The 13,032-nt window shown below is 47.0% G+C and carries 13 protein-coding genes; 5 read left to right on the plus strand and 8 right to left on the minus strand.

All coding sequences use genetic code 11. The annotated features are described in order from the left end of the window. The first annotated feature begins 57 nt into the window (after positions 1 to 57). The 3 genes from hisF to BC349_RS15190 are packed head-to-tail and all read left to right on the plus strand — an operon-like array spanning position 58 to position 2,551. Complete coding sequence (hisF, locus tag BC349_RS15180) at positions 58 to 822, plus strand: imidazole glycerol phosphate synthase subunit HisF (protein ID WP_187257617.1); 765 nt, start codon at positions 58 to 60, stop codon at positions 820 to 822. A 21-nt stretch (positions 823 to 843) separates the two neighbouring features. Further along, a complete protein-coding gene (gene hisIE / locus BC349_RS15185; RefSeq protein WP_187257618.1) occupies positions 844 to 1,440 on the plus strand; it encodes a bifunctional phosphoribosyl-AMP cyclohydrolase/phosphoribosyl-ATP diphosphatase HisIE in 597 nt (198 codons plus the stop codon). Between the two features lie 31 nt (positions 1,441 to 1,471). Further along, complete coding sequence (locus tag BC349_RS15190) at positions 1,472 to 2,551, plus strand: TlpA disulfide reductase family protein (protein ID WP_187257619.1); 1,080 nt, start codon at positions 1,472 to 1,474, stop codon at positions 2,549 to 2,551. A gap of 4 nt (positions 2,552 to 2,555) precedes the next feature. Here BC349_RS15190 and BC349_RS15195 read toward each other — a convergent pair whose 3' ends face one another. Continuing rightward, on the minus strand, positions 2,556 to 2,963 hold the full coding sequence (locus tag BC349_RS15195) for a group I truncated hemoglobin (protein WP_187257620.1): 408 nt from the start codon (positions 2,961 to 2,963) through the stop codon (positions 2,556 to 2,558). A 184-nt stretch (positions 2,964 to 3,147) separates the two neighbouring features. On the opposite strand from BC349_RS15195, the gene BC349_RS15200 reads away from it, so the two are divergent. Further along, positions 3,148 to 4,545 (plus strand): WG repeat-containing protein, encoded by a 1,398-nt coding sequence (locus BC349_RS15200; protein ID WP_187257621.1) that lies wholly within the window; start codon positions 3,148 to 3,150, stop codon positions 4,543 to 4,545. A 17-nt stretch (positions 4,546 to 4,562) separates the two neighbouring features. On the opposite strand, the gene BC349_RS15205 is transcribed toward BC349_RS15200, so the two are convergent. Continuing rightward, positions 4,563 to 5,897 (minus strand): polysaccharide deacetylase family protein, encoded by a 1,335-nt coding sequence (locus tag BC349_RS15205; RefSeq protein WP_187257622.1) that lies wholly within the window; start codon positions 5,895 to 5,897, stop codon positions 4,563 to 4,565. A gap of 260 nt (positions 5,898 to 6,157) precedes the next feature. On the opposite strand from BC349_RS15205, the gene BC349_RS15210 reads away from it, so the two are divergent. Beyond that, on the plus strand, positions 6,158 to 8,338 hold the full coding sequence (locus BC349_RS15210) for a DUF5916 domain-containing protein (RefSeq protein ID WP_187257623.1): 2,181 nt from the start codon (positions 6,158 to 6,160) through the stop codon (positions 8,336 to 8,338). A 49-nt stretch (positions 8,339 to 8,387) separates the two neighbouring features. On the opposite strand, the gene moaCB is transcribed toward BC349_RS15210, so the two are convergent. Genes moaCB through BC349_RS15240 form a run of 6 tightly spaced genes read right to left on the minus strand, consistent with a single transcriptional unit; the run spans position 8,388 to position 13,030 of the window. Further along, positions 8,388 to 9,299: a bifunctional molybdenum cofactor biosynthesis protein MoaC/MoaB gene (gene moaCB, locus BC349_RS15215; RefSeq protein WP_187257624.1), complete on the minus strand. Its 912-nt coding sequence runs from the start codon at positions 9,297 to 9,299 to the stop codon at positions 8,388 to 8,390. Between the two features lies 1 nt (position 9,300). Next, positions 9,301 to 9,744 (minus strand): molybdenum cofactor biosynthesis protein MoaE, encoded by a 444-nt coding sequence (locus tag BC349_RS15220; protein WP_187257625.1) that lies wholly within the window; start codon positions 9,742 to 9,744, stop codon positions 9,301 to 9,303. A 1-nt stretch (position 9,745) separates the two neighbouring features. Continuing rightward, positions 9,746 to 10,864: a HesA/MoeB/ThiF family protein gene (locus BC349_RS15225; protein WP_246456985.1), complete on the minus strand. Its 1,119-nt coding sequence runs from the start codon at positions 10,862 to 10,864 to the stop codon at positions 9,746 to 9,748. Next, complete coding sequence (locus tag BC349_RS15230) at positions 10,861 to 11,103, minus strand: MoaD/ThiS family protein (RefSeq protein ID WP_187257626.1); 243 nt, start codon at positions 11,101 to 11,103, stop codon at positions 10,861 to 10,863. The genes BC349_RS15225 and BC349_RS15230 overlap by 4 nt, the downstream gene beginning before the upstream one ends. Continuing rightward, positions 11,100 to 11,837, minus strand: coding sequence for a sulfite exporter TauE/SafE family protein (locus BC349_RS15235; RefSeq protein ID WP_187257627.1), 738 nt, complete (start codon positions 11,835 to 11,837; stop codon positions 11,100 to 11,102). The genes BC349_RS15230 and BC349_RS15235 overlap by 4 nt, the downstream gene beginning before the upstream one ends. Before the next feature lie 8 nt (positions 11,838 to 11,845). Next, on the minus strand, positions 11,846 to 13,030 hold the full coding sequence (locus BC349_RS15240; RefSeq protein ID WP_187257628.1) for a molybdopterin molybdotransferase MoeA: 1,185 nt from the start codon (positions 13,028 to 13,030) through the stop codon (positions 11,846 to 11,848). Between the last annotated feature and the right edge of the window lie 2 nt (positions 13,031 to 13,032).

A 13,032-nucleotide genomic window follows, 5' to 3' on the forward strand; every position in this document is an offset into this window, starting at 1 on the left:
TTTTTAGCTTAACAGGCCGGGTGTATCGCCCGATATGACGGCCATAAATAATAAACAGTGCTTACAAAAAGAATCATTCCCTGTCTGGATATCAAAGACGGAAGAACGGTAAAGGGAACCAATTTTGTGGACCTGCGGGATGCCGGAGATCCGGTGGAACTGGGCAGGTTATACGCCCAACAGGGCGCTGATGAACTCGTGTTCCTGGATATCACAGCAACCGTTGAAAAAAGAAAAACACTGGTTGAACTGGTAAACAGGATCAGCCACCAGATCAATATACCGTTTACAGTTGGTGGCGGTATCAGTAGTGTGGAAGATGTGCGTGTGCTGCTGCAGAACGGTGCCGATAAAATATCCGTTAATACGGCTGCATTTAAAAGGCCGGAACTGATCAGGGAGCTTGAAAAGGAATTTGGCAGCCAGTGTGTGGTGCTGGCCATTGATACCCGCCGGGAAGACGATGGCGAGTGGTATGTTTACCTGAATGGGGGCCGGACGAAAACCGATATGAAATGCATTGACTGGGCTGTGAAGGGCGTTGAACTGGGGGCTGGAGAGATCCTGCTGACTTCCATGAACCACGACGGCACCAAACAGGGATTTGCGATGGATATCACCCGGCTGTTGGCAGATCGGTTATCCGTTCCCGTTATTGCCAGTGGCGGTGGTGGTACCATGTCACATTTTGTGGATGTATTCGAACAGGCGCATGCCGACGCGGCGCTGGCAGCAAGCATATTCCATTTTAAAGAAGTGGGTATTCCCGAACTGAAGGATTACCTGGCCGAAAAGGGGATTCCCGTGCGGCCTGCCAACTAAGAAATTGATTAAATTTGACCCATGAAAGTTGATTTCCAGAAATTTCCCGATGGCCTGGTTCCTGCCATTATACAGGATCACCAGACACAAAAAGTATTGATGCTGGGTTATATGAACCAGGACGCCCTGAACCAAACCGAATCCACCGGCAAGGTTACATTTTACAGCCGCTCCAAACAAAGGCTATGGACAAAAGGGGAGGAGAGCGGTAATTTTCTGGAATTAAAATCCATGTCGGTTGATTGCGATAACGATACCCTGCTGATCAAAGTTCATCCGGTGGGCCCCACCTGCCATACCGGTGCAGATACCTGCTGGAGCGAAAGGAATCACCAGGAAGATTTTCTGTTTTACCTGGAAGATATCATTGACCTGCGCAAACAGGCTTCTCCCGACACATCCTATGTGTCGAAACTGATGTCAAGAGGCATTAATAAGATCGCGCAAAAGGTTGGGGAAGAGGCTGTTGAATTGGTAATTGAGGCCAAGGATGACAATGATAACCTGTTCCTGAACGAGGCCGCCGACCTCATGTTCCATTATTTGCTTTTACTTAACGCCAAAGGTTTTAGCTTGCAGGATGTGATTGATGTGTTAAAGGACCGTCATTCCAAATAAAATCCACCGAACTCAGAAAAAGGCCCCGTCTATGAAACAAATTTTTGTCCTGATATTGTTGCTGCCAGCATTTGCAATGGCACAAAAAAATGGTTTCACCATAAAGGGGAAATTGACAGGGTTGGCCGACAAATCAGGCGTCTACCTTACCAACCCGGACAAGGAGGGTGATACCCTCGCCCGTGCCATATCCCGTAAGCAGGATTTCATTCTGAAAGGTAATCTGCCCGAAAGCAAATTGTACAATATCAGTTTTTCACCGTCAGGAAAAAAGGGATTGCTCTTCATTGATAATGATAAAATGGAGCTGTCAGGGAATATTGATGAAATACAGCAGATAAAACTGACCGGATCACCTGCCCATTCGTCATTCCAGGCATTTCAGCAGCGTTTTGATCCTTTTTTCCGGCGATATTCCCAGTTAAGTGAAACGGCTAACAAGACAGGGGTAAACGATAGCCTGATGACAGTGTATAAATCACTGGTTCAGGAACTGGGTATGGCAGCAGATACCTTTGCTACAGAGCATAAGGATGAAAACATCGCTCCTTTTATGTGGGCTACCCTGATGCAGGTGGTAGATGATATGGTGAGGGTGGAGAGAAGTTTTGAAGGGATGGCACCAAAAGTTCAATCGAGCTTCTATGGAAAATTTCTTGCTGACCGTATTGCAGACAGCAAGATTGGTCGCATAGGCGCACCCGCACTGGATTTTATCCAGGCTGATACGGCAGGTAACCAGGTTGCCCTGTCCTCTTTCAAAGGTAAATACGTACTGGTTGATTTCTGGGCGAGCTGGTGCGGACCCTGCCGTCAGGAAAATCCGAATGTGGTAAGCGCTTATGAGCGTTTCAGGGCTAAAAACTTCACCGTACTGGGAGTGTCGCTCGATAACAACCGTGCACGCTGGATAAAGGCTATCGCAGATGACCGGCTCAACTGGACACATCTAAGCGATCTCAAATACTGGCAAAATGAGGTTGCAGTCAAATACAAGATCCAATCCATTCCACAGAACCTGTTGTTAGACCCCAACGGCATCATTATCGCAAAAAACCTTCGTGGCGAGCAACTGCATGAAAAGTTGTGTGAGTTGCTGGGTTGTGAATAAGCCTTCAGACGTGTAAAATCTGGTTTTTCACCGAATAGGCCATATACAGGATTTCCTGTTTGGTTAGTTCATTTGCCTGCCTTTGCTCCAATACACTGAGAATGTCGTCTATTGCCGCCATATACTCTGCTTCACTAATATTCATCCCCTTGTGAACGCTGATCATATCCCTGCCTGAATATGTTTCCGGTCCACCACAACCCACGCCCAGGAATTCGCAAAAATGTTTTTTAATCAGGGCAACTTTATCTGGTGAATCCAGGTAAGGCAGAAACCTGGGCCTGATGACAGGGTTCATTACATGTGCTTCCACCACACTGTCTACAAAACTTGCAATTCCTTCCTCTCCACCCATCCGCTGGTATAAGGTGTCTGTGGCAATAATCGCTGGCTGTTTGGCTGAATCAATCATAGTAATGATTTTTTAGTTGAATGAATCCAGCTTCAAAGGGAAAAGAATTAGAAATAATGACCATAAAAGTTAGTCATTTCCATGCATTGTGAAAATTAAAATATAAGAATCATGGCAGGTGCAATTGGTATTACGCAATCAATTACCGGAATATTCGTATTATACAGAACCGAAAGTTATCAAGATGAAATGTTTCTTTGCCACCCTGCTTCTATTAGTCCTCACTCATGAAATTTCCGCCCAGGAACTTCAGCAATATCCCCGGTTTTCCAGGTTAAGTCAATTCAGCCTGGATGACACCCGTATCCTCAACAATAAAAGCCTGCCAGATGTGGAGGTAGAAGATATGTCGGGCAAAACAAAACCCCTTGCTGAATATATACGCCAAAATATCCACCACAGGGGAAAACCTTTATTGCTGGTTAGCACCTACGATTTTTGCGGCGCTTGCATGGCTATATTAATGGAATTAAATAAACAGGGACTTGCCAGGAAATTCAATGTGCTGGTGGTTTATGAAATGATACGGGAAAAAGACAAGGAAAGCCAGCACAAAAAAATCATTTCAAAAACAGAACCGGACCTGGCCAATATACAGTTCCTGCATGTGAGAGTAAAACAGGAAGCTTTTGCAGGGAAACTTCTGACTACTGCCACACCATTATTGTTGTTTTGTGATGCCTCATTATCTCCCGTCTTTGGATATGTGGGCCTTGATAAGGATCTGGCATTAGGCAATGCGGAACGGATACTGGAGTTGATAGAGAAAGGAATGGCTGGAAGGAAAAAGTTAAGTTACGACAAACAGGGTCTGCCGGTTTCCAACCTGGATAAATCTGCTTATTTCACCAGGGAAATTCTGGAATCCGGAAACCGCCTGAAGCTCGTGTATGGATTAAAGGGCAAAGTAATATCCAACACCAGTTTTATCGTAACTGACAAAATGTTTGAGAAGGATGGAATGGAACAGAGGTTCCATTATAAATTTGATAAAGACAGTAATGTTTTACTTATACCGGAAATCACTGCAGAATACAAATCAGGTCGACCGGTTTCCAGCATTACTTCCTACCATGAAAATGGGAAAAAGGCATTGGATTGGCCATTAAACGGATCATTTAAATCATATTATGAAAATGGAGAGATATTTTCAGAAGGGTCGGTAAAAAACGGACTGGGGGAGGGACTTTTCAAGGGTTATGAAAACAAACTTTTAAAGTTCGAGGCAAACATGAGTAATGGATTGTACAATGGTCCTTACAAGCGCTACAAGGATGGGAAATTGTATACCAGCGGATCTTATTTATCAGGGGAGGAATCGGGATTGAAACAGCAATTCAAAGATGATGGCAGCCTGCAATATGAAACATATTTTTCACCCAAATATGATCGCATCAGCTATTTCGAAGATGGTCTTGCCAAAGTGTATTCAAAGGGACTATATGGCTATATAGACCGGAATGGCAAGGAAATCATCCCGCTTCAGTTTGATGATGCGAATGATTTTGCAGGTGGTAAGGCTGAGGTAACCAAAAACGGCAAAAAATACTTTATCAATAAAGAGGGCAAACCGGTAAGTTGATGTTTTCAGGTTGCCGGTTATTTTCTCCTGATTTCAATCTGCCTCCGGTTGGCACTGGCTTCATATAAGATATACCGGCCTTGCTGATCTTTGCCAATTACATGTTTCAGGCCTTTTTTCCCCTGGCGGATACTGATGGCTGTCCAGCTGTCTGGAAGGTAGGTCTTTAAGGTGAGGGGGAGGTAATACAATTTTTTGTCCAGGTCATTTTCCAGTTTCACTGTGATCCTGTCGGTATTTTGCTGGCTGCTGACCGTGGAGGCCATTCTTTCCCGCATATAACGTGTTGCATCCCCAAAGGTAGCCACCCAGAGATGCTGCTCATGTTGCTTGATGTGCCCGAAGAAAACGGCAAGGTCCTCCGCTGGTTTGGCCTGCCAGCCGATTCCACTTACTCCATGGAAAACCAAGGTGAGCCAGATATTGTCATGCGCCACCAGCGTGTCAATCCAGGATCGCATGAGGTCCATTGGCGTGGCTGACAAGGGTCCCCTTTGCCATTGCACATATTCTTTATCACTGGCCCCCGGCGCTTTTTTGCTGCCCCTGTTCAGTTCTTCCAGGTATTCATGTGGCATGCGGTTTCTGAGAGCGGGAAATAGTTTATGCTGGAAAGCTATTTCCATCACCCGTTCATTTTCTGTCCCAAAAGGACCTTCGGCCGAAAAACAGTGCTGTTCTCCCAACTGGCTGCGGATATCCTCCCTGCTTTTTTCCAGTTCGTATAACATGTTCACCTCATCCAGTACCGCCAGCCGGGCATGAGAAATGGTGTGGCTTCCGAATTCATGTCCTTTTTTGGCATAACTGCGAAATTCTTCCCAGGTATTCAAACCTGATTCCATGGCCTCGCCACTCGTGTCCTTTCCTGCTGCAAACTCACCCGCTCGCACCCTGGCGTAGGCTTCATCTATCTTCCGGTAGGCTTCATCCAACTTCCCCTGTTCAAAAAGGGTTCCTGCCTCAAAATGGTATTGAAGGGTTCCCCTGTACCCCAAATGCCCTACCGCCGATGCCCTTTCAAAAAAATTATCCTTGCCGGTCGCCTGCGTTTTGGTCTCTTCAATGATATCCTTCACCGGCCTGCCGATAAATGCCGATGAATATTTTGACCCGGGAATGGCTCCCGTTACAATGAAAAAAGTTCCGGGAAATCCCAGGCTGTCCATGATCGGCATGGCCTGCCGAAACTGGTTGATACTGCCATCGTCATAGGTCAATGAAATGGCAGCGGATTTACCCATAGGCCATTTCGTAATGGTTGTTTGTGCAATGCCTGTGTTGATTGCTGTTGATATTACAGCCAGGATCAATGTGGTGGCTTTGCAGCGGGCAGGCAATCGAAAATTCATGTTCCTTGTATTCTGATTAATTATTTGATGAACAGGGGATCCCTAAGTTAGGTCATTTGTAAAAGCATTTGTGGTGTAAACAATATTTATTGCTTTAGCTGATGCAGGCTGCCGGTGCTCTATAAGTGTATATTTTACACGATCAAATAAAGTTTCTGAAATATATTTGGAAGATGAAGTGCAGACTGCCGGTTTTTCTGCCGGAAACAGACTGCCATCAGGTTAAGGTTATTATTTATTACTTATTACGATTAGCAGGCATGTATAAATACCTACCGCTTCAGTTACTCTGTTGCCTTTTTATTGCGATTTCCGGAACTGCACAGAAAAATACCGAACAGTACCAGCTCCATATTCAAAAAACAAGTGAACGTATTATAATAGATGGCCAGGCCAATGAACAAACCTGGGCCGGTGCAGAAGCTGCCCGAGATTTTTTTATGGTGCTGCCCATGGATACCAGCTTTGCCAATGTGAAGACCGAGGTTAAAATCACCTATGATGACCACAATCTTTATGTGCTTGCTATCTGCTACAATGGCGCGCCCGGTCCTTATGTGGTGGAATCTTTGAGAAGGGATTTTGCCTTTCAGAAGAACGATAATTTCCTTTTCTTCTTTGACCCTTTTGAAGACCGAACCAATGGCTTTTCTTTCGGGGCCAATGCTGCCGGTGCGCAATGGGATGGCATCATTTATGAAGGCGGGAAAATGGACCTCAGCTGGGATAACAAATGGGTGTCATCTGTAAAAAATTATGAGGACCGCTGGGTGTTTGAAGCGGCAGTGCCATTTAAAACGATCCGGTTTAAAAAGGGAATGAACAAGTGGGGGATCAATTTCAGCCGCAACGACCTGAAGACAACCGAAAAATCTTCCTGGGCACCGGTTCCGAGGCAATTCCCGACCGTATCCCTGGCCTATACCGGCACACTGGTTTGGGACCAGCCTCCCCCCGTTACCGGCGCTAACATTTCTGTGATTCCCTATGTGCTTGGTGGCTTATCGCACGACTACCAGAATAAAACCCCTACAGATTATAAGAAGGAAATTGGCGCAGATGTGAAAATCGGAGTAACCTCGGCGCTGAACCTGGACCTGACGGTTAACCCTGATTTCTCACAGGTGGAAGTGGATAAGCAGGTAACCAACCTGGATCGTTTTGAACTCTTCTTTCCCGAAAGACGGCAATTCTTCCTGGAGAATGCTGATATGTTCGGCAATTTCGGATATACCAATATCCGGCCGTTTTTCTCCCGCCGTATCGGCCTGAATGTGCCCATACAGTTCGGAGCCCGCCTGAGTGGCAAACTCAACAAGGATTGGCGTATCGGTATCATGGATATGCAAACCAAATCTGTGGGTGAAATGGATCTGCCTGCCCAGAATTTTGCCGTGGTTTCCCTGCAGCGTAAAGTATTCTCGCGCTCCAATATAGGGTTGCTTTTCATGAATAAGCAATCGATCAACTATAAACCCGACAATGATCCCGTTACGCCTGAAGCCAGTAACTATAACCGAAATATCGGCATAGAATACAACCTGGCATCGCCTGGTAACTTCTGGACCGGCAAGGCACTGGTATTGAAGTCGTTCAGTCCGAATGCAAGCGGCCGCACCATCACCCATGCAGCCAACCTCAATTATACCGACAGGAAATGGGCACTTGGGTGGCAACACGAATATGTAGGCAAGGATTACCTGGCAGAAGTGGGATATGTGCCCCGCACCGGCTACATCAGGGTGAACCCCCAGGTGGGCTACCAGTTTTTTCCGAAAACCGGGAAAATACTGAGTCATGGCCCCATTGCCCAGAGTGTTTATTACATGGATGAGAAACTTAAAAAAACCGATTACGAAACCTATCTGTCCTATAAGTTCAACTTCCGGAACCAGGCCACACTTACGGCCCTGGTTGCACGCAATTATGTAAAATTGCTGAGGCCATTTGATCCCACTAATTCAGGAATGGATTCTTTACAGACAGGAACTGAACATCGGTGGAATAATGTCAGTATTGAATATATCTCCAGACCCCGGAGTTTATTCACCTATTCGGCTTTGGTGCGGTATGGCGGCTACTTTGCCGATGGCACGCGCCTGCAGGTTACCAATGAACTGGGGTATCGTTTCCAGCCCTATGTGGGTATCACTATGAGTACCAGCTACAATGACCTGCGGCTGCCAACGCCCTGGGGTAAACGCACTTACTGGCTGATTGGTCCGCGTGTGGACGTAACCTTCACCAATAAATTATACTTTACCGCATTTGGCCAGTACAATGAGCAAACCAAAAACGTGAACCTGAATACCAGGTTGCAATGGCGGTATAAACCAGCTTCGGATTTCTTTATTGTTTACACCGATAACTACTTTCCTGAATATATGTCGGTCAAAAACCGCGCACTGGTGGTGAAGTTTACTTATTGGTTTACCATGTGACCGGAGGCATTATCCGTCACATCCCTGAAACCAGGCCTGCTTACCAAATTTAGTTATGCCTTTCTCCTTCCGCCACTTTAAACACATGTAATAACTGCGGGAACAAGGCATCCATTGTTTCTTCGGCCCCGCGCGGCGAGCCAGGCAGGGTTAGCACCAGCATATCGCCGATAAAACCTGCCACGCCACGCGATAGCATGGCATAAGGCATTCTTTGCTGACCGTAATTACGCGCAGTTTCCATGATACCAGGAACTTCCCGGTCTAGCAACGGGGCTATGGCATCAGGGGTAAGGTCGCGGGGGCCCAGACCTGTACCGCCGGCAAACAATGCCAGCCGGAAACCGGAGGCAGATAATTCTTTTACCTTGGCCTGGATGGCGCTGAAGTCGTCAGGTATAGCCTGGCGCAGTGCCGGCTCAATCTGGTAATTCAACAATTTTTTCTCCATCCTTTCCCCGGTAAAATCATCATTGATGCCCGCTGCAACACTGTCGGAGCAGATAATGACAGCCGTTTTTACGGTTTTTGGGAAAGCATATTTAAGGTCTGACTTGCCACCTTTTTTTTCTTCCAGCCTGATGGTGGAGATTTCTATTCCCTTGTCTATGGGCTTGAGCATATCATACATGGTGAGTGCCACAACGGAAGCACCATGCATGGCTTCCACTTCCACGCCGGTTTTATAAATCGTATGTACTTCAACGTTAATGATCACTGTCAGGCCTTCAATGCGATGTGTAATGGAAGTATATTCCACAGGCAATGGATGGCAATCCGGAATTACATCACTGGTTTTTTTAACTGCCAGCAATCCCGCAGCCCGTGAAAATTCAAATACATCGCCCTTGGGCACTTTCCGCTGTACAATGGCGTCAATGGTTTCCTGGGCCGAAACTTTTAAAACAGCAGTGGCGATTGCCTGGCGAAGACTGGGCGATTTATGGGTGATATTTACCATGCTATTTATTTTCTTTCCATTGATAGGAAGCATCTTCGAACAATTCTTTTCCCCATACAGGAAGTTCGGCCTTGATTCGCTCCACCAGTTCGGAACAGGCTTCTATGGCCGGTTTCCTGTGTGCGGAAGAAGTGAATACGAAAAGACAGATTCCCCCTGCTTCCACTTTGCCCAGGCTGTGGTATATGTGCGCACAGGTGAGTTCATACTTTCCGAAAATATCATCCCGGATGGCCTGCATTTTTTCCAGGGCCATTTCCTCATATGCAGTATACTCAATAGCGGAAACTGTTTTGCCTTCAACCTGGTCTGCCCTTACCTGTCCCAGGAAAATGCTGTGGCCGCCGATCTCATGCCGGCTGTGGTGCCTTTCAATATTTTCAGCAATGAAGGAGGTGCTGATGGCACCATGTACAAATATGTTCCTTGGTTTTCTTTTTTCCATATTATTCGCTTATTGGTGACCGCCAGTTAAGGATGCCCCCCTGTAAACTAAATATATTTTTTACCGGACCATTGATCTCTTTCAACCATTGTGCCGCCTGCAGACTGCGTTTGCCCGACTGGCAGAAGAATACCACGGTTTCGGCTTCAAGGTCCTGCAATTTTTCCTTCAGTAAAGATAGTGGAAGCTGCCTGTGTGGAAATCCATCTGCAAGGGGTGTTTCACCTTCCTCCCTAACATCAATGATCAGGGTGTTTTCTTTGCTGAGCAGGCTGTGGAAAATGCTGTTGTCTATTTCAAATTCAGTTGACACCAGGCCGCATAACCAGTCGTAGTTGGTTTCACTGAAATGCTCAGCATCCGGTGGTATCAGTGAAGCAGAAAGAGGGGTCGGCTCAATAATCAGCTCATAACTGTCATAGCCAAGCACATTAAAGGTATAAAGCCGGTTAACAAGCGGCTGACCAATGCCCGTAATCAGTTTGATGGCTTCCGCTGCCTGCATGGTGCCGATAATGCCGGGTAAAACACCCAGTACGCCGGCTTCTGCACAGTTCAGGACCTCACCCGCAGCCGGAGGATGGGGAAACAGGTCCCGGTAGTTGGTCCGGGTTTCGCCCACATTGAAAATAGCCACCTGCCCTTCGTATTGCGACACTGCCCCATACACCAAAGGTTTATCCAGCAGCACACAGGCATCGTTTACCATGTACCTTGCTGCGAAATTATCAGTACCATCAAGGATGATGTCATATTCTGCCAGTAATCCGAGGCAGTTTGTTGGTTGCAGACGAATTGGCAGGGGGGTGATGGTTACCTGGTCATTAAGCCTGCCCAGTTTTAAAGCGGCCATGGAAGCCTTTGGCTTCCCGATATCATCCATATCATATAATACCTGGCGGTGCAGGTTGCTCAGTGAAACCTGGTCGTGGTCAACGATTCCTATCTGTCCGACCCCCGCTGCAACCAGGTATAACAGTGCCGGACAACCGAGTCCTCCGGCGCCGATCACCAATATTTTTGCTGAGGCAAGTTTCTCCTGCGCTTTTTCGCCAAATCCCTTCAGGATGAGCTGGCGGTTATACCTGTCCGATATATGATTGCTGACAGACATGTTCATCCTCCTGAAAATGGTGGCAGGAGTGCAATGGTGGACTGGCCGGATAATGAAACATTTCCTGTTACTGGCTTTCTATCCACTGCCATGATATAACGTGCGTAAACCAGCGCCGGATACCGCTTCTGCAGTTCAGCTTTCATCGAATCACTGTCCGCCTGGAGGGGTACCTGTAAACTGGATGTTCCGGTAATATCGGTCAGTTGTCCGAACACCATGATACTGATCTCTGGGTTACTCATGCCGTTGTAAATAATAGTTTAAAAGCTGCCAGGCTCAACACCCCGGCAAGGATAAATTTAAGGGCTTCCTGCCTGAATTTAAGGGAGCCCAGCCAGGCACCCAGCAATCCACCTCCAAAAGCGATCACCACCATCAGGATCATGTCGCTGCTGAAATGGATACCCTTGGTGAGCTGGCCAAAAAGTCCGGACAACGAATTTACGAAAATGAACAGGGCGCTGATCGCGGCAGTTTGTTTCTGGTTAGTCCACTTTGCCAGCAGGAGGATTGGTGATAATATAATTCCGCCGCCAATGCCAATTAAGCCGGATAAAAATCCGATAGCGGCGCCCATCAGTAAAGACCAGTACATTCCTGATGGCTGTTGTAATTCCTCATCCTTTTGGGGAAGGAAAAAGAATCGCGCTACCGGGAACAGCAATAAAACACCCAGTATTTTTTTATAAACAGAGGCATCAAGGCTGATTTGCCCGCCCAGGAAAGCCATGGGGATCGAAGCCAGTGCCAGGGGCAGAAATATTTTCCAGTTAAAATGCCTGCCGCGGTAAAACTGGATGAAGGCGGTAAGCGATACAAAAAGATTCAGCAGCAGGGCGGTGGGTTTCATCACTTCCGGAGCAAATCCGTATATAGCCATCAGGGCCAGGTAACCACTGGCACCGCCGTGTCCGACGGAAGCATACAAAAACGCCACCGTAAAAAGTAATAGAAAAAACAGGCTGCTTATTTCCATGGTATGTTTTAAATGGGCAGGAGGTGGATCTCTACGAGCTCACCTGGCTGGCATAAAGTAATGTCTTCCGGTATTTTGATCAGGCAATTGGCTTTGGCAAAGGAGTTTAATTTGTAGGATTCCTGTGCATCCAGCGATAATACCGATACACCATCGTACAATCCTTTCAGAAAATGGGTGATACCAGCAGGTTTTTTAACGCCGTTGACCAGGCTGGTTTCCCGTTTTTCCATCTTCACCTGCCTGCTTTGCAGGATGCTGATGGCTTCCAGCACATACTCATAAAAACAGGTGAGAACCGATGCCGGGTTCCCCGGAAGGCCGAATACCAGCTGTTGTCCTTTCTTTCCAAACAAAATCGGTTTGCCCGGTTTCTGCCTGATCTTGTGAAATACCTGTTCCACCCCGCATTGCAGGGCAGCTTTCAGCGTAAAATCGTAATCGCCTACACTAATGCCGCCGGTAAGTAAAACCATATCACTGTTTTCCAGTGCATGTTCCAGTATTTTGACCAGCGCTTCCAACCGGTCTTCCACCCGGTATACCATTTTTACCGGAATATTCAGTGAAGCCAGCGCTGCTGTCAGTGACAATGAATTCGATTCGTACACCTGGCCATAGGACAGGGGTTCTCCCGGTGCCTGCAATTCATTTCCGGTAACGATGATGGTTATTTCAGGTGATGGATAAATATTTACATCTGTCAATCCGATTCCTGCAAGAAACCCGATGGCTGCGGGTGTAAGTAAACTGCCTTTTTCCAGGGCCAGTGCACCGGCACTGATCTCTGATCCCGTTGGTCTTACATTATCGCCGGTTTGTAAGGCAGGGTCTTCGATTAAGAGTTCATCATCTGAAATCCGGCATTTTTCCTGCATAACCACCGTATCCGCACCTGGAGGAACTGGAGCGCCGGTAAATATCCTGACTGCCTTGCCTGCAGGCAATTCCATTTTGTCGCCGCGCCCGGCGGCAATTTCACCAAAGAGACCTAGATCGCCCACGGCTTTCCATCCCGCAAAGGAAAAAGCATATCCGTCCATGGAGGATTGCGGATAGGCAGGGATATCGATTGGTGCAATTATGTCGTCTGCAAGCACTTTGCCTGCCGCATCTTTTAAGGCAATTTTTTGGGGTTGGAGTGGACTGCAATGCTCCCGGATTAACTGGAGGGCTGCTGATACAGAAATCATAC

The organism is Flavihumibacter stibioxidans, from assembly GCF_014332695.1.
Classification (GTDB): Bacteria; Bacteroidota; Bacteroidia; order Chitinophagales; family Chitinophagaceae; genus Flavihumibacter; species Flavihumibacter stibioxidans.